The following is an 18,943-nucleotide window of genomic DNA, read 5'->3' on the forward strand; positions in this document are numbered from 1 at the left end:
GGACTGGAAGCAGTCATCGCCGTTCGCTTGAGACAAGGAATTTTCGTGGGCAGTTGGAGAAATTATCAGACGCCGTTGCTTCCTCCGATCCTGCAGGCGGCGCTGGAGAACTTCGTTCACGGCGGCTTCCACGGAACCAGCATTCGCCAGCTTGCTCATGCGGCCGGCCTCTCCGTTCCCGGCCTCTATCACCACTATCAATCGAAACAGGCGATCCTGGCGGAGATCGACAGGCTGGCGATGGTGGATCTCTGGTCGCGCAGCATTGAGGCCTTGTTCGACGGCCCGCAGGAGCCCCTCGCCCGCTTCGAGCGACTCATCGAATGCCTGCTGCTCTTCCACGCCCAGCAGTCGGACATCGCCTTCATCGCGTTCAGCGAGATCCGCAGCTTGCAGGGCGAATCGCGGGAGGCCCATATTGCCGCACGTGACCGGCAACAGCAGCTTCTCGACGACGTGGTCGCCGAATGCGTCTCCGACGGCAGCTTCGCGACAGAATTCCCGCGGGATGCTTCCCGCGCCATCACCACGATCTGCACCGGTGTATCCCAGTGGTACCGCCCAGGCGGCGAGCTCGATCCGGCCGGAGTGGCCGAGCGGTATGGCAGAATCTGCCGCCATGCGGCAGGACAGCTCGCCTCAGACCATCCGCGCTGAACACCTTCTTGCGGCGGAGTAACGGCTTCCTGTCGCGGAGTAACGGTTATTCCTGCGGAGTAACGGCAATTGATGTGGAGGAATGGTCGTTCGAACACGGTTTGTGCGACCATTCCTCCACAGACAATTCAGCCAGAGGGGCCGATTCTCCTCAGCGAACGGGGAGAATCAGGCGTTGCCGCCGGCGGTGATGACTCCCCCATCGGCGGTGAGCACCTGGGCGGTGATCCAGTCGGCATCCGAGGACGCCAGGTAGGCCACGGCAGCGGCGATGTCCTCGGGAGTTCCGAGACGCTTGGCCGGGTAGGCAGAGGAGACTTCCTCTTCCCTGCCTTCATAGAGTGCGGTGGCGAAGTTCGTCTTCACCACGGCTGGGGCAACGGCGTTGACCCTGATGTCGGGGCCGAGCTCGACGGCCAGTGATCGAGTCAGATGTGAGACCGCTGCCTTCGAGATGCCGTAGAAGGAGATACCCGGGCTCGGCCGGTCCCCAGCGACGGAGGAGATGCTCACGACCCGCCCCTTGTTCTCACGGAAGCCCAGCTTCTCGTGATGGACTGCCTCCTGCACCCAGGCGAGCGTGCCGATGACGTTGACGTCGAGGATCTTGCGAGCGGCATCGAGGTCAAGGTCGATGAGCGGACCGTAGACCGGGTTGATGCCCACGTTCGTGACCAGCACATCGAGTCGACCGAACTTCTCCGCGATCGTGTCGTAGACCTCCGCGCGGTGCTTGGGGTCATCGGACTTCCCGGCGATGGCCAGGGCAGTGCCTTCGGGGAACTGCGCGACCGCCTCGGCGAGGGCCTCGGGTTTGCGGGCGGTGAGGATGACGGTGGCGCCTTCGGCCTGCAGCCGCTTGGCGATGCCGAGTCCGATTCCACGACTGGCACCGGTGATGAGTGCGACCTGACCGGCGAATCGCGCGCCGAGGTGAGTCTGGTCTTGGGTGCTGGCGTGTTCTGTCATGCGTGAACTCCATCGTCCGTCGAGTTAACCGAGCGTTCGCTCAGTGCTGTGTTTGTATCGTAGGCAGGAGCGACCGACAATCACAAGGACGAGTTGGTCGGCAGCACCAGGAGATGACGGATGAACCGATTGAAGCAGACACTCGACCTGGGCCCGGCCGAGCTGTTCCCGATGGCAAGAGAGGCGATCCTGACATGGAAGCTGCAGGAGTCTGCCGGTGTCATCGCGCGTCCAGTCCGTCGTGTTCATGTCGGTCAGGTCGTGAATCTCTGGCTCAATCCGACTTGGCCGCTGCCTGCACCGCGTCTGCGCGGACGCGAGCTCACAGTTCCGGTCGGATCCTGCGAAGTCATCGAGGTCATCGACGCAGAATCTGCAGCGGGTTTCGTTTATCGCACTCTCCCTGGGCACCTCGAGTCCGGGGAGCAGACGTTCCTCGTGTCCATCAGTTCGGACTGTCGCCTCGGTGTCTCCATCACCTCGGAATCCGTTCCCGGACACTCGCTGCTGAAAGCCGCCGCGCCGATGTCCCTCGCAGCGCAGCGGATGATGGCCCGGCGATACGCCGCTGGCCTGAAGCGGATGCTGCAGCAGGCAAGTGTGCGCGGGACCGACCGTCAACCTGCCGCTCAATCCGCTATGACCCCTGTCGCCGAGGCGGTCGGGGCAGCCACCCGGACCGGCACTCGCCACTCGGTCTAGTCAAGTTGGTCGAGCTTGCCGGGCTAGTCAAGTTGGTCGAGCTTGCCGGGCCAGTCGAGCTGGTCGAGCTGATCCATGACCTCGGCGGAGAGTTCGATCGCACTGACAGCGAGGTTCTCCCTCAGGTGAGCAATGGAAGTGGTGCCGGGAACCAGTACGGTATTCGCCGCATGGTGCAGCAGCCACGCCAAGCCGAGCTGCGCCGGTGTGATGCCCAATGTTGCCGCCATGTCACGAACGACAGGATGCGAACCGACCTTCGCGATACCCGGCTGCGCTCCTCCCAGAGGGAAGAACGGCATCCACACCACCCCGTTGTCGGCACACGCACGGAGAGTCGGTTCGTCGCTGCGATCGACGAGGCTGAAGTTGTTCTGCACGGCAGCGGTCACCCCGAGAACTGTCTCGTCGAGGGAGTCGCCGGTGATGCCACTGAGCCCGATGTGACCGATCTTGCCCTCAGCCCGCAGCTGTTCCAGCTCCGCCAGCTGGTCGTCCAATGCGACCAGCTGGTCACCCTCCGCAGTGATTCCGGGCCCCGCATCGAGACGACGCAGGAAGAGCAGATCGATGTATTCGACACCGAGACTTCGCAGATTATCTTCGACACCCGCTCGCAACTGGTGCGGCTTCTGCGCCGGACGGAGCGGGATCGCACCCGCCGGATCGTATTCGGCCCCGACTTTCGTCGACATCACGATCTCTTCATCGCCCGTCAGCGCTCGCCGCAGAATGTCGTTGACGAACCCGTCACCGTAGAAATGAGCGGTGTCGATCACCCCCACCCCTTCGTCGACTGCTCGCCGAACCACCCCGATCGCTGCCTGCGGATCATCGCCGAGGCGCTCAAGCTGCATGGTCCCGTATCCGACCTTGGAGATGGTGAGACCGGCGAGCTCGATCGTTGCGTCGCGTCTCGTTTCGGCGGTGCTCATGAGAGCCTCCTATGTGATAATCGTCAGCGAGCGGAGGTTCCTCCGCTTTGTGGACACCACGCTACCGGAGTGTCCTCCGTTTATGAATCCTGAATCCGACCCAATCCCAGGAGCACCCATGCGGGCCGACGCACTCCGCAACCGCAGCAAAATCCTCGCCGCGGCTCGCGATGCCTACTCAGACGGGGACGCCGGTGCGTCACTGGACGCCATCGCACAGGCCGCAGGAGTCGGCATCGGAACCCTCTATCGCCACTTCCCCACCCGCGAGGCACTCGTTGATGCCCTCTACGCGACAGAGTTGGACGCGGTCATCGCAGCCGCCCCGAGCCTCCTTGAGGACTACCCCGCCGACAGAGCACTGCACATCTGGGCGGGACGTTACTTCCAATTCGTAGAGCTCAAGCACGGAATGTTCGAAACGCTGCGTTCAGGATGGGCCGCCGGCACCATCGCCACCCCGGACACGCGCTCACGCGTGACTGAAACAATCGCCGCCTTCCTCTCGGCAGGAAGCAGCGCCGGCGTGCTTCGCAATGATGTCGACGCAAAGGACGTCACGGCTTCGCTCATAGGAATCCAACTTGGCCACGCCGTCGCCGGGGACTCTCCCGCTCAGCGCGAACGCCTCCTCGATCTGCTTCTCGACGGACTCGCGACCGGAGCCGCACACTCCCAGCCGCAGAACCCAACAGTATGAGAAGCGCTCCGCTCGGCGCAGATGCCGTCAGGCTGGTCCGCAGCGCCTCCCGCCTTCTCGGGCGCGAGCTGATCTTGGTCGATTACCTCACAGGCGGTCAGCACGCAACCACCCTGCTAGCGACCGACGGAGAGACAGAATACGTCGTCCGCGGCTTCCCTGCACATGACGATTCGGCCGTCAGGGAAGCTGAGATCCTCAACCGGATATCAGCTCTGGGTGGCTGGGTTCCCCGACTGATCGCAGTCAGCGATGAACTGCGCGATCCCGTCATCGTGACCTCGCGGGTCGCCGGCACTGCACCCTACCGCGAGCTGCCACCAGCAGTGATCGCCACGGAGATGGCGGCTGCACTGGTGCGGATCCACGCACTCGACGGAAGCGGGCTGAGACCCACTCCTGCAGAGCCCCCGCACGGACACTCTGCTCTTGGACTCCGTGCTCAGCGAGAATGGGATTGCCTGGACATGCGCGATCCAGTACTCACTCACTCGGACTTCTGGTGCGGTAATGCATTATGGGAGGCGGGCGGGCTCGCCGGAGTCGTCGACTGGTCGGGTGCACGCCGAGGTCCGCGCGGAGTCGATCTGGCATGGTGCCGACAGGATCTCGTCCTCCTCGGCTCCCCCGAAGCTGCCGGACTCTTCCTCGAGGAGTACGAACAACTGCGGGGACGCACAATCAGTGATATCCACGCCTGGGATGTGCAAGCCGCGGCTCGAGCCCACGACCGTGTTGAGACCTGGCTGCCCAACTACCTCGGCATCGGCCGGACCGAGATGACCTCAGGGATCCTGCGTCAGAGGCTCGATGCGTGGAACGCGACCCTCTGACACAGTCCGACGAGGGGCGCCGAGCCCAGGGCAAGGCGCATCAAGGCACCGCGCGGCACTCACTCTGTTACGACGGTCGGCAAGACCTCCTCCGCGAGGGTGAGCACCGCCTCCAGCGACGATTTGCCATGGTCGGTCCGGTGCGCCAGGTACAGAGTCGAGGGATCCTGCTCGATGTCGAGGGGCACGGCCACGGTTCCCGCCTCACGCGTATTCGCCGAGACCGAGTCGAAGGTGATCGAGATACCCAGTCCTGCTGCAACAAGGGCGCCGATCGTCTGCGAATCCGGCGCCGCCTGAGCCAGGCGAGGCGTGAAGCCGGCATCGTGGCACAGCCGTAAGGTGTTCTCTCGCAGCGTCGAGCTGGGATGGGCAGGCAGGGTGATGAAGTCTTCGTCAGCAAGTTCTTCCACGCGCAGAGAGGAACGTTGCGCCAGCCGATGGCCTTCGGGCAGGGCGGCGCACAGACGCTCGATCATGACCGGCCGCCCCGTCACCCCGGGCGGCCGCTTGTCCCATCTGACCAAAGCGAGATCAAGGGTTCCGTCGACCAGCCTGGCCAGGCCCTCCTCAGCGAAGACGTTGGACTCGAGGCTGAAGACGATGCCCGGACTCCGCCCTCGCGAGGCTGTCACCAGGGCAGCCGCCAGAGCCCGCGAGGATGACCTGGCGAAACCGAAGCTGATGCGCCCGGTCTCCCCCGCTGCCGCCCGCTGAACGGAATCGACGGCAAGACTCTGGTATTCGAGCATTCTTCTCGCAGGTTCGATCAGCGCCTCACCCTCCGGCGAGAGCCTCACATTCCGAGTCGTGCGCTGAAACAGGGAGACCCCGAGCTCGTCCTCGAGGGCACGGATCGTGCGACTCAGCGGAGGCTGGAGCACACCCAGCCGCGCAGCGGCACGGCCGAAGTGCAGCTCCTCGGCGACGGCGAGAAAGGCACGCACCTGCTGAATCTCCATCATGTTCCACTCTCCATCTACCTACGTCCGCGCACAGATCCCGCATTCGCTTAAATACCATCACTGATAACAATCACTTCTCATTATTGCTCACATTGCTATATTGTGGGGTGAAACACTCTGAGGAGCCTCAGAGTCGAGCAGAATCACCGGGAGCGTTCATCGATGAATGGCGAGACAACCACGAGCCAGGCACAAGCGGATCACGGGACGACCGCGAGAGATCAGGCCGCGTCCATCGCCGATTTCCTCCCACGCGCTGGCAACGGTCCCCTCTCGGGGCAAGTCGTCGTTGATTTCTCCCGTGTCCTCGCCGGTCCCTATTCGACGATGATGCTCGCCGACCTCGGCGCCACGGTCATCAAGGTCGAAAGCCCCGGCGGTGACGACACGAGGAACTGGAGCCCACCGGTCCGCGATGACGATGCCACCTACTACCTGTCGATCAATCGCAACAAGTTCGACATCGTGCTCGACTTCTCCGATGCCGATGACCTTGAAATCGCCCAGAAACTCGCTGCCAAAGCCGACATCGTCGTCGAGAACTTCAAACCGGGCGGCTTGAAGAAGTACGGCCTCGACTACAACTCGGTCAAGGACGCCAACGCTGAAGTCATCTATGCCTCTGTCACCGGCTTCGGCGCCCACAATGCGCTGCCCGGCTACGATCTCCTCGTCCAGGCCATGTCCGGGTTCATGAGCGTCACCGGCAGTCCCGACGGTTCCCCTTACCGTGCCGGCGTCGCGGTCTTCGACGTCATCACCGGTCTGCACACGACGATCGGGATCATGGCCGCAATCCAGCACAAGACCCTCACCGGCGAGGGTCAGCTGGTCGAAACCAACCTCATGTCCTCAGCGATGTCGGGCCTGGCGAACCAATCCGGAGCCTATGCCGCCGCAGGTGTGACACCGACGCGCATGGGCAACGCCCACCCCAGCCTCTACCCGTACCAGCCGATGGCCACGAAGGACGGCGAGCTCATCGTCGCCGCGGCCAACGACGGTCAGTTCGCCACCCTCGCCACGGCCCTCGGGCGACCGGACTGGGCCGAAGACGAACGCTTCGCAAGGGCCAAGACTCGCAACGCCAATCGTGACGAGCTCGAACCCGAATTACTCGTTGCCCTGCAGCAGCATACGGCTCAGGAATGGTTTGAGAAGCTCACGGCCGTGGGCCTGCCCTGCGCCCCGATCAACTCGATCTCCCAGGGAGTCGAGCGCGCCCGGGACCTCGGCCTCGACCCGATCGTCGAGACCGGTCAAGGCGAGCGCATCATCCCCACGATCCGCAACCCGATCCGACTGGCGAAGTCCGAGGTCTCCTACGACCTCGCACCACCGGAACTCGGGGCCGACTCCGATCAGGTCCGCGCCTGGATCGACAGCCTCTAGCCCCACCTCACCACACTAGGAGAGCGAAGAATGGATACTTCGGAACTGGATGACGTCCTCTCGATCGTCCGCGAATTCGTCCGCGAGAAGGTCGTCCCCATCGAGCTCGATATCGAGGCCGACGACGCCATCCCTGAGTCGATCATCAGGGAATCCGCCGACCTGGGGCTCTTCGGCTGGGCGCTGCCCGAGGAGTACGGCGGGCTGGGCATGAATGCCGAACAGGATGCGCAGTTGGCAATGGAGCTCGGCTATACGACACCGGCGTTCCGGTCCGTCTTCGGCACGAACAACGGCATCGCCGGGCAGGTCCTGGTCAACTACGGCACCGACGAGCAGAAGAGCGAATGGCTGCCGCAGCTGACCTCGGGCGATGTCGTCGCCTCCTTCGCTCTGACCGAATCCGAGGCCGGATCCGATCCCTCGGGCATGCGCACCAGAGCCGTGCGCGAGGGCGAGGACTACGTCATCAACGGCAGCAAGCGCTTCATCACCAACGCCGAGTCCTCCGACGTGCTCATGGTCTTCGCCCGCACCGATCCGAACGCGCGGGGATCGAAGGGCATCTCCGTCTTCCTCGTCCCGACGAAGACGGCCGGCGTCACAGTCGGAACCCATGACAACAAGATGGGCCAGGCCGGCGCCTGGACCTCGGAGATCTTCTTCGACGACGTCCGTGTGCCCGCCGCCAACCTCATCGGCGGTGAGGAAGAGAAGGGCTTCTACGCCGCGATGGCCTCGCTGAACAAGGGCCGCCTGCACATCGCCGCGATCTGCGTCGGCCAGGCCACCCGCATCCTCGATGAGTCCGTGAACTATGCCGCCGAGGCGAAACAGGGTGGAGAGCCCATCGCCCGGTTCCAACTGGTCCAGGCCATGCTCGCCGATATCTACACCGAGGTCGCCGCCGCCAAGGCTCTCGTACTCGCCGCTGCGAAACGCTGGGATGCCGATGAGGACCGGAAGCTCGGTCCCAGCTCTGCAAAGCTCTTCGCCTCAGAGGCTCTGGGTCGCATCGCCGACAAGGGTGTGCAGATCCAAGGCGGAACGGGCTACATGCGTGAGTCCGCCGTCGAACGCTTCTACCGCCATGCTCGCCTGTTCCGCATCTATGAGGGCACCTCGGAAGTCCAGCGCGTCGTCGTTGCCCGGCAGCTGCTCAAGGGCGCCCACAAAACCCAGTTCAACCTGTAACTCGCCTCCACGCTGAGAAGACACATCCACACGCAAAGAAAGTAGAACCTGATGACCGACGCACCAGCCACCACCGACTCCACTGCCCAGGGCATCTCCGAGATCCCCGGCCTGCTCACCGGCAAGGTCGCCGTGGTCACCGGCGGCGCCCAGGGACTCGGACTGGCCATGGCTCGCAGCCTCGTCAACTCCGGAGCCAAGGTCGTCCTCGGCGACATGAACGAAGAGAGCCTGCAGTCGGCCGTGACCGAACTCGGCGGATCCGACTCTGCCGCCGGGGTCGTGTGCAATGTAGCCTCTCTGGAGAACACACAGAATCTCGCCGATGCGGCAACGACGACCTTCGGCGGCGTCGATATCTGGGTCAACAATGCCGGCATCACCCGTGACGCGACGATCCGGAAGATGACCGAGAAGGAGTTCGACGACGTCATCTCCGTCCACCTGCGCGGGACCTGGAACGGGCTCAAGGTCGCCACCGGGCTCATGCGCGAACAGGACCGCGGAGGGGCGATCGTCAACGTCTCCTCCATCAGCGGCAAGGTCGGCATGCTCGGTCAGTCGAACTACTCCGCGGCGAAGGCCGGCATCGTCGGCATGACCAAGGCCGTGGCCAAGGAGGTCGCGTTCAAGGGCATCCGCATCAATGCGATCCAGCCCGGCTTCATCAACACCGCGATGACCGCGGCCATGCCCCAGCACGCGATCGATTCGAAGCTCGCCGAGATCCCGCTGGGCCGTCCCGGAGAGCCTGAAGAGGTTGCCTCAGTGGTGCTGTTCCTCGCCTCCGGCCTGTCCAGCTACCTCACCGGAACGGTCACCGAGATCTCCGGCGGACGCCACATCTGATCTCGCCGACGCCGCCCGGTCCCTATTCGAGGAAGAATTCGGCCTGAACCTTCGCCGAGGTGACCCGACGTCCCCGCGGGGACGTCGGGTCTTCTTGTTGTGGGGTCAGCCTCGGCGAGGGTCTGCGTGGTCAGTCTCGGTAGGAGCGCCTACGCGGGAGTTTGACCACGCCGAAGACGATCATGCCCACCAGCGGCAGCAGCGGCCAGATCCAGGTCACCCCGGATGCATTGACCATGCCCACATCGGCCATGATCGCCAGTCCCGCGCAGATCGCTGCCGCGGCGAGGATCGGCATCCACACCGGCGGAGCAGGGCGATCGTCGGGCTGCGCAGATTCGAATCGGCCGAAGATCACTACGAGGACACCGGTGATCGCGAGCAGCGCCAGGCACCACAGGGGGCGGGTCAGCCACCACACACCGGTCAGCGGGGTGGGCAGCAGTGCCTCGGCATCGAGTGCGAGGAGCACGTGGGCCAGCCCCGTCAGCGCGGTGAGATGCCAGAGGAACCAGGTCATGATCCGCTGGTTCACAAGGACGGTGAGCATCCACAGTCCGGGGCTGCGCAGCAGCGCCGCCAGCGGTCGCTGAAGCATGAGCACGATTCCCGCCTGGGCCATTCCGAGGAAGGCCATGGTCACCCGCGTCGGGGCTGAGTTGGAGATCGCATCGGTGCCGGCGGTGATCATCGAGACCGGGTACGGACCGAAGCCGACGAGGAGTCCGAGCCCGAGGGCGCCGATGGCGAAGAGCAGCAGGCAGCGCTTCAGGCTCGAGAGCCTGCCGTCGAGCCACGCATAGCCGAACTGGTGGAAGCTGGCCCACACGAGCAGGTAGTTGGGGTAGCCAGCCAGGATGCTCCCTGTGGTGATGCTGATGACGTCGATAATCCCTGCCGCGGCGATGCCGAGGACGATCGACCACCACCCCCATTTCTCCCACAGCACCAAGCAGGGCGGAGCGACGATCGCGACCAACAGGTAGGCGGCGAGGAACCAGGTGGGCACCAGGGCCATCTGCGATGCCAGCTGCACCGCAGCTGGTTCGGCGCCGAAGCTCAACGCGATGATGCAGGTGAGCAGCCAGACGAGCAGAAGCGGAATGAGGGGCAGCCCCAGGCGACGCAGGCGGGCGCGCAGCCATTCGGCGTAGCCGATGTTCTTCCGTCTCGCCGAACGCCAGGACAAAGCGTTGGAATAGCCGCCGACGAGGAAGAAGATCGGCATCACTTGGAACACCCAGGTCAGCGGGTGCGTCCAGCGAGCCTCATCTAGCAGGCCGTGCGGCTCGATGCCTCCGGTGGAGCTCACCGCGATGATCGTCCAATGTCCCAGCACGACGACGGTGATCGCTGCCGCGCGGAGGAAGTCGACTTCTCGGTTGCGGGAGTCAGGGGTGGCGGCATCGATCTTCCGAGCCCGAGCCATGAACGAGCGAAGCATATGTGAGGATCCTTTTCGGCAGGATGGGGCTTCAGGGAGGTGGCGGTCAGGCTCGGTATTTCACCTGGCCGCCGACCACTGTCAGCGCGACTGTGGTGTCACGGATCGCCTCGGCGTGGGCGAAGAGTGCTTCTTCGGATTCATAGCCGAGCAGGCCATCGTCGGAGTTGGCTGCGTTGGGATTGAGCCCCTCTGCCACATACGGATCGGTGTCGACGACGATGAAGTCGGCGTCCATGCCCGGGGCCAGGTAGCCTCGGCGATCGTCGAGTCCTGCTGCATAGGCCGGGCCCAGAGTGTGCTGCCGAATTGCCTCAGCGGCGGAGAGCCGACGTCGAGGCTGGAAACTCGTGGCCGCGTCTCCGGAGATGTTCGCCCTGGTCATCGCCGCATAGATCGCTGCGAAGGGATTGGCGGGCTCCACCGGCCCGTCGGAGCCGAAGGCCACGTGTGCCCCGGCGGCCAACAGGTCCGGCCAGGCGTAGGCGGCAAGTTGCGCGGATTCGTCGATGAGGTGAAGCAGGTGCAGGTCAGAGATGCAGTGACGAGGCTGCATGGAGGCGATGACGTCGAGTTCGGCGAATCGGGCGACATCGGCAGGCTGAATGAATTGGGCGTGCTCGACACGATGGCGCAGTGGGCGTTCGAAGCGCTCCTGCGCCTCCTTCGTGGTCTGGTGCAGACGTTCGAAGACGTTGAGCACATGGTGGTTGGCCTGGTCGCCGATGGCATGGATGGCAACAGAGATACCGGCCTCGGTGGCACGGCGTGCGTTCTCGAACAGGTCGTCCTCTGACATCTGAGCGATCCCATAGTTGGCATCCTCTGGTGCACTGCTCAGGGCGTCCTCGGGCACAGTGCCGGGGTAGGTGTAGAACTCCTGCTCGGCACCTGCCTCGTCTCCAGCCTCGCCGGGGGTCACAGTCTCTGCGTGAGCGTGCGGCTCGGGAAACGGTGAGGACATGTGACAGGTGTGCGAGCCCAGGGCTCCATCGGAGAACAGCTTCAGGCCACCTCGGCGCAGCCAGTCATCGCCGTCGCCTGTGTGCCATCCGGTCTCGATGGCCCAGGGCACCTCCGGTGAGCGCAGGTACTTCGTGACACGGATGTGCTGTCGGTCGGCTTCGCGCAGGTCGTACCACCCCAGCGTCGAGGCGATGGAGTCGAAGTCGTGGATCCCGGTCAGCCCTTGGGAGAGGAACAGCTTCTGGGTGCGATCGAGTCGCTCGACCTGTTCTGCGCGGGAGGGTTCGGGAATGAATCTGGCCACCAGGTCGGTGGCATCCTCACGGACCAGCCCGGTCAGCGAGCCCTCGTCATCGCGCACGAATTCTCCGCCGAACGGGTCCGCGGTGAGATCATCGATGCCGGCGATCTCCAGGCCGTGGGCATTCGTCCAGAGGGTGTGGAGATCGACCGACCACATCGCCACCGGGTGGTCAGGCACGGCTTGGTCGAGGAGTTCGCGATCGGGGTAGCGCGGGTCATCCCACTTGTTGATGTCCCACCCTGAACCGACCACCCATTCGCCGAACGGCATCTGGCTGGCGCGTTCTCGGATGGCGTCGACCGCCTCGGTCAAGGATCGGACATCGGAGAGATCGAGGTCGGTCAGGGAGTCCGCGTAGTGGATCGAGTGCATGTGCGCGTCTACGAGGCCGGGCAGGATGACCTGGCCGGCGCAGTCGATCTCTTCGATTTCGAGGCCCGGAATCACCGTTGTGGCTCCGATTCCTCCCGCCGAGGCGAGCGCTGCCGTAGTCGAAGACTCGGAGGCTGCGATGTCGAGCAGTTCGGCTCTGGTGCCCACGGCCACGATCGTCTCCCCCTCGACGAGGATCGAGTCGGGTGCCACCGCCGAGGTGTCATCAGGGGCGGCAGGTGCAAAACTTCGCACGACGGCATTGGAGAACAGACGCATGAGCACCAGTCTAGAGCGCAAGTGCACGCGTTCCGGGCTGGGGCGCGAGGTGGTTTCTGCGCGCCGATACCGCGGCTCTTCTACCGGGAGTAGAATCCGAGGCATGGCCACTGTCTTCAGTTCTCAGGACACCCGTCTCGCCGCGGGTGCTCGCATCGTTCTTCCTGCCATCTGGCTCGGTCTCATCATCGGCATCTCCCTCATCGAGGCGCCGCTGAAGTTCACCGCGCCGGGCATCACGATCCCGCTGGGGCTGGGCATCGGCCGTCTGGTCTTCACCGCCATGAACTGGGTCGAGATCGTCATCGCCGTGATCCTGCTGTGGTCGGTGTTCAAGTCGGCCGTCGGTGCCCGGTACCGGCAGCTGACATGTGCGGTGACGGTCGTCCTCATCGCCAAGGTCGCCGTGATCCGACCCCTGCTCAACAAACGCACCGATGCTGTGCTCGCCGGTGTCGATGACGGCGGGTCGAGCCTGCACCTGTTCTACATCGCCGCCGACGGTCTGCTCATCGTCGGCCTCGCGGCCGCACTCGTCGTCGCTGTACGCCGCTGGGTCACGATCCGACCAGCCAGTGCCGACTCGGCAGGCAGTTCAGACTCCCTGCACTGACGCTCAGTAGTACACGCACTCAGTAGTACACGGCCAACCGACCGCGCGGGCCGTCGATGACGTCGACGGGGGTGTCGAAGACGCGGGTGAGCACCTCGGCGGTCATGATCTCCGCAGGTGTCCCGAACTCGACGATGCTGCCGGTCTTCACGGCACAGATGTGATCGGCATAGTGCCCGGCGAAGTTGATGTCGTGAAGAACGATGACGATGGTCCGCCCCATCTGTGTGGCGGCCCGACGCAGGTGCGCCATCATCTGCACGGAGTGCTTCATGTCCAGGTTGTTCAGGGGTTCGTCCAGCAGGACGTAGTCGGTGTCCTGAGCCAGCACCATGGCCACGTAGGCGCGCTGCCTCTGCCCGCCGGAGAGCTCGTCGATGAACCGGCCCTCGAGGTCACTGAGTTCGAGGAAGTCGATCGCCTGGGAGATGATCTCCTCGTCGGCAGCTGTCAGGCGTCCCTTGGAGTAGGGAAAACGGCCGAAGCCGACGAGCTGGCGGATCGTCAACCTGGTGATGAAGTGGTTCTCCTGGCGCAGGATGGACACGATCTTCGCCAGGTCCTTCGACTTCGTTGACGACACGTCATAACCGGCGACCTCGATCGCCCCCTCGTCGATGCCCAGCAGGCGGCCGATCATCGTCAGCAGCGTTGACTTCCCGGCGCCGTTGGGTCCGACCAGCGCGGTGACTCCCCCGGCGGGGATCTGCAGATCGACGGGACCGATCTCGACATCGTTGCTGTAGGACTTGCGGACATCGCGCAGTGTGATCACAGGCGTCCCTTTCTCATGATGACGAAGAGGAATGCACCTCCGCCGATGACCTCGATGATGATGGAGACGACGCCCTCGGCGTAGAACAGGTTCTTCATAATGAAGTACGCCCCGCCCAGGACGACGAACCCGAGGAGTCCGGCCATCGGCAGCACGTATCTGTGGTCGTAGGTGTCGGAGAACTGGTAGGCGAGCATCGCGACGAGGAAGCCGAGGAAGATCATCGGTCCGATCATCGACACGGACACGGCCATGAGGATCGAGACGAAGAACAGGATCTTCATCATCTCGACCTTGTGGTTGAGTCCCAGGTTGCTGGTCGTGTCCCTGCCGAGTGCGAGGACGTTGAGTCGGGAGGAGCTCAGGTAGATCGCGGCGCAGGCGAGCAGACACAACGGGATGGAGACAGGGAGATAGCTGGAGTCCGAGTTCGAGATCGAGCCGAAGAGCCGGGCCGCGAGCACGTCGAATTCACTCGGTGTCAGGGTCCGCTGCATGAACGTCGCGATCGAGCCGAGTCCGCCGCCGATGACGACGCCGATGAGCAGCATGATCGCGATATTGCCGTATCGGCCTGAGAGCAGCCAGCCGTAGAGCGCGAGCGAGAGCCCCACCATGAGCAGCAGCTGCACGGTGAAAGGCACGAGCCCCTTGAGCTCGACGATCGCTGTGACCCCGAAGAAGTACATGGCCCCGGTTTGGATGGCAACGTACAGCGATTCGAAGCCCATGATCGACGGCGTGATGATCCGGTTGTTCGTCACCGTCTGGAACGCCACGGTCGCGAACGCCTGGCACAGTGCGACGACCGCGATGACGACGAGGTTCTTCATCCGCAGCTGCGCAATGAGCCAGAATCCCTCATCGGTGATCGGCATCGGGTTGTCCCAGGCCAGGAGGCCAAGGGCGATGGCCGCCGAGGCGACGATGAGGCCGACCATGAGCGACCAGTACCGCCACTTGGATGTGGGCGTGGCCAACGACCCGGAGGAGCGCCGAGGCGGTCCCGGGGTCCGCTGTATCCTCGCCGAGGCCGCGTGCTCTGTCGTCTCAGCAGACATGGCGCGCCTCATCCCCGCTTCCGCTGCCGTAGGAGGAGCCCGACGAACACCGCGGCGCCGACGACTCCGAGGATAACGGAGACCGGCAGTTCGAAGGGCATGATGATGACTCGGCCGATGAGGTCGCAGATCGTGACGATCGCAATGCCCGACAAGCAGACCCAAGGCAGATTGCTGCGCAGGTCATCGCCGCGGATCATCGAGACGATATTGGGCACGATGAGGCCGAGGAACGGCAGGCTGCCGACCACCACCGTGACGACTCCAGTGGCGATGGCCACGAGGATGGTGCCGATGAGAATGACCTGGTTGTAGTTGAGACCGACGTTCGTCGCGACCTCTTTGCCCAGTCCGGCGACGGTGAAGCGATCGGCTGTGATGAAGACCGCGATGACGACGATGACAACGACCCACAGGATCTCGTACTGGCCCCGTAGGATCGAAGTGAAGTTGCCGGCGAACCAGATGCCCAGGCTCTGGAGCATGTCAGTCTGAACCGCGATGAAGGTCGAGATCGCACCGACCACCGCGCCGAGCATGATGCCGATGATGGGCACGATGAGCGATGACTTGAGGGAGACCCGGCGCAGGAACATGAAGAAGACCAGCGTGCCGATGAATGCGGCGATGATGGCCCCGATCATCCGTGCCAGGATCGACGCGTCCGGGTAGACGATGACGGTGAGCATCAGACCCAACCCGGCCCATTCCGTGGTGCCGGTGGTCGTCGGTTCGACGAATCGGTTCTGCGTCAGCAGCTGCATGACCAGGCCGCACATGGCCATCGCCGCACCCGAGAGTACGAGAGCGATGGTGCGCGGCACGCGGGTGATCTGGAACATCTCGGCTCCCCCAACCCCGCCGAAGATGTCGTAGACGCCGGTGAAGAGGGAAAGTACGAGAAGGAGCAGGACGCCGAGGACGCCCACTGCCAACTTCCAGCTCAGCAGCTGCCCCTTTGCCCCGGCAAGGCTCTTCCTCGCCGAGGTGGCCTCGGCGAGGCCGTCGCGTGTACTCGTCATTCTCTCGATCTCAATTGCTGCTGCGCGGCGCTATTTCTGCTCTTCGAGCTTGTCAGCGAATGAGTTGAAGAACTCGGTGTAGGTCTGGATGCCTTCATTGAGATAGGTGTCCTGCGGGAAGTACACGATCTTGTCGTCCTTGACCGCGGGCACATCCTTGAGCGCCTCTGACTTCTCGAGCACCTCGGCGGCGGGAGCCGATCCCTCATCGCGCTCGTCGGGGGCGAAGGAAGCGTCACGGTCCAAGACGATCATGAGCTCGGGTTCGGAGTCGGCGATCGCCTCGACGGAGATGTCGTCTCCCTGGTGGTCCTCGCTGCTGGAGTCCACTTCGAGGGCCGGATCCAGACCGAGGATGTCGAAGACCGGTCCGACGGTGCGCCCGACAGAAGGAGCCGAATAGCCGATGTCACCCGCCGAGGTGATGAGGCCCATGGCCTTGTCATTGCTGTCGTAGGCAGCCTTGGCTCGTTTCACCGAGGCATCGTAGTCGTCGACGATCTTCTTCGCTTCGTCCTGTTTGCCGAAGACCTCTCCCAAGGTTGTCGTCTGGCGTTTGAGCTCGGAGCCGAAGTCTTCGCCATCGCGCGGATCGAGTTCGACCACGGTGGCCTCGGGTGCCAGCTTCGCAAGGTCGTCATGGAACTGTGCGAATCGCTGGCCGTTGATGATGAGGTCGGGCTTGGCCTCGACGACCTTCTCCAGGTCGGGCTCACGGTGGGATCCGAGGTCGAGGACGGAGTCGTCCTTCGTGTAGCTGAGCCCCTCGGGCATCAGAGAGACCGCCCCAGCACTGAGTTCGATGCCCCACGTGTCGAGAGTCTCGAATGTGCGGTTGTCTGTGGCGACCACAGATGAAGGAGGGCTCGCCACGCTCTGCGCTCCATTGTTGTCCTCGATGTCGATGGTGCTGCCGGAATCGGCATCGGCACCGGTGTCATCGGCGGCAGCTTGGCCGCAGCCGGCCAGAGCGAGTGCAACGACGCCGGCCAGGGCGGTGAAACGAAGACGTGACGAACCCATGGTGATCTACTTCCTGCAAAAGTCATTGATGTCAGATGAACACGAACCGTGAATTAGCTTAGCCTAAGCTTCACGAAATACGTGAGCATAATCTATCGTTATTCATCTCACATTGACAGCGGAAGTAGTCAGTCAGATCGAGGCGATGAGGCGTCGCACTTCGTCTTCGGACTCCGCAGCGGCAGTGGGACCACCTGATCCACCGCGGTGCACGAAGGCACCGGACTCGGCGGCAATGACGCCGCCGCCTGCATAGTCATAGATTCCGAGTCCTCGTTCGGCATAGCCGTTGACCTTGCCCTCTGCGAGCATGCACAGGTCGATAGCCGCCGATCCGCAGCGCCGGATATCGTCGTAGCCGTCCATGAGGGTGAACAGCTTCGCCAGCTGCGGGCCGCGATTGCCCCCGGTGTAGGCGAAGCCGGTTGCCAGCAGCCTGCCGGAGAGTCCGACCGGTGTGCCGCGCAGCCGTCGAGCGGGGAGACGATCCGCTCCTCGACCCCCGGAGAGCTGCCCCTCGACGCGATAGGCCCCACGCCCCTTCGCTCCCACCCAGGTGGCATTCAACCCCGGAGAGGCGACGAGGCCGATGAGCCACCGCTCCTCGCCAAGGCCCCGCCCGTGGGCCTCGCCTGCCTCACAGACCCCAACCGAGAAAGCGTAGTGCTCGATGTTGCGCACGTAGTTCACGGTTCCGTCGATGGGGTCCACATGCCACTCCAACGGCGGACCGTCGTCGCTCATGTCGAGGAGGTCATCGCCACCAGGGTCGAAGCCGTTGAGCCTGACTACAACCTGCGCATCGAAGAAGTCGATGGGATCCAGCGCCGGCGCACCTTCCTCACCGACCATGGTGTCCGAGGGGCGAACCTTCGCCAGGTATCCGCGGACGAGTGATTCGATCTGCGCGTCTGCGAGAGTCACGAGGTCGTTGGGCGAAGTCTTCGTATCCACCACGGAAGCGTCAAGCTGCGCCCCGAGGGAGCTGCGCCAGGCTTCCATCTGCTCCCACGCCATCAAGGATAGGTCCGAGGCGATGCGCATCAATGGCAGATCGTTGAGGGCACTGGGCAGAAGGTCGGTCTCTGAGCTCATGGTTCAACTCTAGTCGGCCCCAGCGGGGCCTCTCCTGTAACAACACTGCAATACAGGTCCGAGTGTGTACTTCTTGTATCTAAGCGTGATTGCAGCCGAACACCAGGGGGTTCGGGACTGGCGAATTCGACCAACCGGACTTCACTGCGGGGAAGAGAAATCGATACTCAGGAACCGGACTTCCCGATCGCAAGAGCACTCGACCAGAAGGCCTCTCCTCCGGCCCTGGTCGGCCGTTCATCTAATGCCGTGTGCATGATTTTCACATGATTTCCACAATAAAGAACTCTTGTTATCAAAAGGTGATAAAACGAATGACTGAGGTCACCATTGAGCAAACGAGGTGCCCCTCGGGTGCGAATCACGTCACTGTGATGCGCAGTCCCGAGGGGCACCTCGGTCCACCGTCGCTCAGCGAGCGCCTCTCCGGCGCCGCCTTGGCCCTATTTCGCGGGGGCTGGAATGGATCGTACGGACTCGCTGCGCTGGACCTGACCATGCCTGCGCACGATCTCCTGCACCGCCTGCGAGGAGGTACCCGCCGCCTCGGCGATGGACCCGAAGGTGGCCCCTTCCTCACGAGCGCGAAGAATCGCCATCACATAATCGGTATTGATCTTGGCCCGTTGACGAGAAACCTTTCGAACTGCACCAACTAAGGCTGTCTGGTCAACTGTTAATTCACGGGCGCGACGCGACATGGTTTCTTCCCCTACTTATGACTATGGCTCGATGCCATCTAGATGTGTAGTTCCATTAAATACCACGTATATGAGAATATGCCAATAATTCC

At 63.5% G+C, this 18,943-nt stretch carries 19 protein-coding genes; 8 read left to right on the plus strand and 11 right to left on the minus strand.

The window, feature by feature from the left end; genetic code table 11:
- The first annotated feature begins 75 nt into the window (after positions 1-75).
- The gene (locus JTF07_RS11480; RefSeq protein ID WP_252199755.1) at positions 76-657 is read left to right on the plus strand and encodes a TetR/AcrR family transcriptional regulator; all 582 of its coding nucleotides are present in this window, start codon (positions 76-78) and stop codon (positions 655-657) included.
- A 168-nt stretch (positions 658-825) separates the two neighbouring features.
- On the opposite strand, the gene JTF07_RS11485 is transcribed toward JTF07_RS11480, so the two are convergent.
- Positions 826-1,626, minus strand: a complete 801-nt coding sequence (locus JTF07_RS11485) for an SDR family oxidoreductase (protein WP_204234402.1) — start codon at positions 1,624-1,626, stop codon at positions 826-828.
- 120 nt (positions 1,627-1,746) lie between these two features.
- On the opposite strand from JTF07_RS11485, the gene JTF07_RS11490 reads away from it, so the two are divergent.
- Positions 1,747-2,328, plus strand: coding sequence for a DUF1990 family protein (locus JTF07_RS11490; RefSeq protein ID WP_204234403.1), 582 nt, complete (start codon positions 1,747-1,749; stop codon positions 2,326-2,328).
- 23 nt (positions 2,329-2,351) lie between these two features.
- On the opposite strand, the gene JTF07_RS11495 is transcribed toward JTF07_RS11490, so the two are convergent.
- Positions 2,352-3,263, minus strand: a complete 912-nt coding sequence (locus JTF07_RS11495) for an aldo/keto reductase (protein ID WP_204234404.1) — start codon at positions 3,261-3,263, stop codon at positions 2,352-2,354.
- Positions 3,264-3,381: 118 nt separating this feature from the next.
- Here JTF07_RS11495 and JTF07_RS11500 point away from each other — a divergent pair, with 118 nt between their 5' ends.
- The gene (locus JTF07_RS11500; RefSeq protein ID WP_252199756.1) at positions 3,382-3,963 is read left to right on the plus strand and encodes a TetR/AcrR family transcriptional regulator; all 582 of its coding nucleotides are present in this window, start codon (positions 3,382-3,384) and stop codon (positions 3,961-3,963) included.
- Positions 3,960-4,796, plus strand: a complete 837-nt coding sequence (locus JTF07_RS11505) for a phosphotransferase family protein (RefSeq protein ID WP_204234406.1) — start codon at positions 3,960-3,962, stop codon at positions 4,794-4,796. The genes JTF07_RS11500 and JTF07_RS11505 overlap by 4 nt, the downstream gene beginning before the upstream one ends.
- A gap of 59 nt (positions 4,797-4,855) precedes the next feature.
- Here JTF07_RS11505 and JTF07_RS11510 read toward each other — a convergent pair whose 3' ends face one another.
- Entirely contained in the window at positions 4,856-5,761 is a 906-nt protein-coding gene (locus JTF07_RS11510; RefSeq protein WP_204234407.1) for a LysR substrate-binding domain-containing protein, read from the minus strand.
- A gap of 162 nt (positions 5,762-5,923) precedes the next feature.
- Here JTF07_RS11510 and JTF07_RS11515 point away from each other — a divergent pair, with 162 nt between their 5' ends.
- From JTF07_RS11515 to fabG, 3 genes are read left to right on the plus strand one after another with little or no spacing between them, the layout of a single operon-like run.
- A complete protein-coding gene (locus JTF07_RS11515; RefSeq protein WP_204234408.1) occupies positions 5,924-7,153 on the plus strand; it encodes a CaiB/BaiF CoA transferase family protein in 1,230 nt (409 codons plus the stop codon).
- Between the two features lie 30 nt (positions 7,154-7,183).
- Positions 7,184-8,347, plus strand: a complete 1,164-nt coding sequence (locus tag JTF07_RS11520) for an acyl-CoA dehydrogenase family protein (RefSeq protein WP_204234409.1) — start codon at positions 7,184-7,186, stop codon at positions 8,345-8,347.
- Between the two features lie 51 nt (positions 8,348-8,398).
- Entirely contained in the window at positions 8,399-9,196 is a 798-nt protein-coding gene (fabG, locus tag JTF07_RS11525) for a 3-oxoacyl-ACP reductase FabG (protein WP_204234410.1), read from the plus strand.
- A 130-nt stretch (positions 9,197-9,326) separates the two neighbouring features.
- On the opposite strand, the gene JTF07_RS11530 is transcribed toward fabG, so the two are convergent.
- Positions 9,327-10,640: an acyltransferase family protein gene (locus JTF07_RS11530; RefSeq protein WP_204234411.1), complete on the minus strand. Its 1,314-nt coding sequence runs from the start codon at positions 10,638-10,640 to the stop codon at positions 9,327-9,329.
- A gap of 46 nt (positions 10,641-10,686) precedes the next feature.
- Positions 10,687-12,561, minus strand: a complete 1,875-nt coding sequence (locus tag JTF07_RS11535; RefSeq protein WP_204234412.1) for an amidohydrolase — start codon at positions 12,559-12,561, stop codon at positions 10,687-10,689.
- A gap of 103 nt (positions 12,562-12,664) precedes the next feature.
- On the opposite strand from JTF07_RS11535, the gene JTF07_RS11540 reads away from it, so the two are divergent.
- A complete protein-coding gene (locus JTF07_RS11540; protein ID WP_204234413.1) occupies positions 12,665-13,174 on the plus strand; it encodes a hypothetical protein in 510 nt (169 codons plus the stop codon).
- Between the two features lie 19 nt (positions 13,175-13,193).
- Here the strand turns inward: JTF07_RS11540 and JTF07_RS11545 are convergent, their stop codons facing one another.
- From JTF07_RS11545 to JTF07_RS11570, 6 genes are all read right to left on the minus strand, one after another.
- Positions 13,194-13,949, minus strand: a complete 756-nt coding sequence (locus JTF07_RS11545) for an iron ABC transporter ATP-binding protein (RefSeq protein WP_204234414.1) — start codon at positions 13,947-13,949, stop codon at positions 13,194-13,196.
- Entirely contained in the window at positions 13,946-15,010 is a 1,065-nt protein-coding gene (locus tag JTF07_RS11550; RefSeq protein WP_204234415.1) for an iron chelate uptake ABC transporter family permease subunit, read from the minus strand. Before JTF07_RS11550 ends, JTF07_RS11545 begins: the two co-directional genes overlap by 4 nt.
- Positions 15,011-15,018: 8 nt before the next feature.
- Entirely contained in the window at positions 15,019-16,032 is a 1,014-nt protein-coding gene (locus JTF07_RS11555) for an ABC transporter permease (protein ID WP_204234416.1), read from the minus strand.
- 30 nt (positions 16,033-16,062) lie between these two features.
- A complete protein-coding gene (locus JTF07_RS11560) occupies positions 16,063-17,055 on the minus strand; it encodes a siderophore ABC transporter substrate-binding protein (RefSeq protein ID WP_204234417.1) in 993 nt (330 codons plus the stop codon).
- A gap of 132 nt (positions 17,056-17,187) precedes the next feature.
- Complete coding sequence (locus JTF07_RS11565) at positions 17,188-18,150, minus strand: inositol monophosphatase family protein (protein ID WP_204234418.1); 963 nt, start codon at positions 18,148-18,150, stop codon at positions 17,188-17,190.
- A 443-nt stretch (positions 18,151-18,593) separates the two neighbouring features.
- Entirely contained in the window at positions 18,594-18,749 is a 156-nt protein-coding gene (locus JTF07_RS11570; RefSeq protein ID WP_204234419.1) for a hypothetical protein, read from the minus strand.
- Between the last annotated feature and the right edge of the window lie 194 nt (positions 18,750-18,943).

Source organism: Brevibacterium sp. RIT 803 (assembly GCF_016892625.1).
GTDB lineage: Bacteria > Actinomycetota > Actinomycetes > Actinomycetales > Brevibacteriaceae > Brevibacterium.

Excerpts from the sequence above, each read along its gene's own strand:
- JTF07_RS11485 (WP_204234402.1), bottom strand. The coding sequence starts at position 1,626 with ATGACAGAACACGCCAGCACCCAAGACCAGACTCACCTCGGCGCGCGA.
- JTF07_RS11490 (WP_204234403.1), top strand. The coding sequence starts at position 1,747 with ATGAACCGATTGAAGCAGACACTCGACCTGGGCCCGGCCGAGCTGTTC.
- JTF07_RS11495 (WP_204234404.1), bottom strand. The coding sequence starts at position 3,263 with ATGAGCACCGCCGAAACGAGACGCGACGCAACGATCGAGCTCGCCGGT.
- JTF07_RS11500 (WP_252199756.1), top strand. The coding sequence starts at position 3,382 with ATGCGGGCCGACGCACTCCGCAACCGCAGCAAAATCCTCGCCGCGGCT.
- JTF07_RS11505 (WP_204234406.1), top strand. The coding sequence starts at position 3,960 with ATGAGAAGCGCTCCGCTCGGCGCAGATGCCGTCAGGCTGGTCCGCAGC.
- JTF07_RS11510 (WP_204234407.1), bottom strand. The coding sequence starts at position 5,761 with ATGATGGAGATTCAGCAGGTGCGTGCCTTTCTCGCCGTCGCCGAGGAG.
- JTF07_RS11515 (WP_204234408.1), top strand. The coding sequence starts at position 5,924 with ATGAATGGCGAGACAACCACGAGCCAGGCACAAGCGGATCACGGGACG.
- JTF07_RS11520 (WP_204234409.1), top strand. The coding sequence starts at position 7,184 with ATGGATACTTCGGAACTGGATGACGTCCTCTCGATCGTCCGCGAATTC.
- fabG (WP_204234410.1), top strand. The coding sequence starts at position 8,399 with ATGACCGACGCACCAGCCACCACCGACTCCACTGCCCAGGGCATCTCC.
- JTF07_RS11530 (WP_204234411.1), bottom strand. The coding sequence starts at position 10,640 with ATGCTTCGCTCGTTCATGGCTCGGGCTCGGAAGATCGATGCCGCCACC.
- JTF07_RS11535 (WP_204234412.1), bottom strand. The coding sequence starts at position 12,561 with ATGCGTCTGTTCTCCAATGCCGTCGTGCGAAGTTTTGCACCTGCCGCC.
- JTF07_RS11540 (WP_204234413.1), top strand. The coding sequence starts at position 12,665 with ATGGCCACTGTCTTCAGTTCTCAGGACACCCGTCTCGCCGCGGGTGCT.
- JTF07_RS11550 (WP_204234415.1), bottom strand. The coding sequence starts at position 15,010 with ATGTCTGCTGAGACGACAGAGCACGCGGCCTCGGCGAGGATACAGCGG.
- JTF07_RS11555 (WP_204234416.1), bottom strand. The coding sequence starts at position 16,032 with ATGACGAGTACACGCGACGGCCTCGCCGAGGCCACCTCGGCGAGGAAG.
- JTF07_RS11560 (WP_204234417.1), bottom strand. The coding sequence starts at position 17,055 with ATGGGTTCGTCACGTCTTCGTTTCACCGCCCTGGCCGGCGTCGTTGCA.
- JTF07_RS11565 (WP_204234418.1), bottom strand. The coding sequence starts at position 18,150 with ATGAGCTCAGAGACCGACCTTCTGCCCAGTGCCCTCAACGATCTGCCA.
- JTF07_RS11570 (WP_204234419.1), bottom strand. The coding sequence starts at position 18,749 with ATGGCGATTCTTCGCGCTCGTGAGGAAGGGGCCACCTTCGGGTCCATC.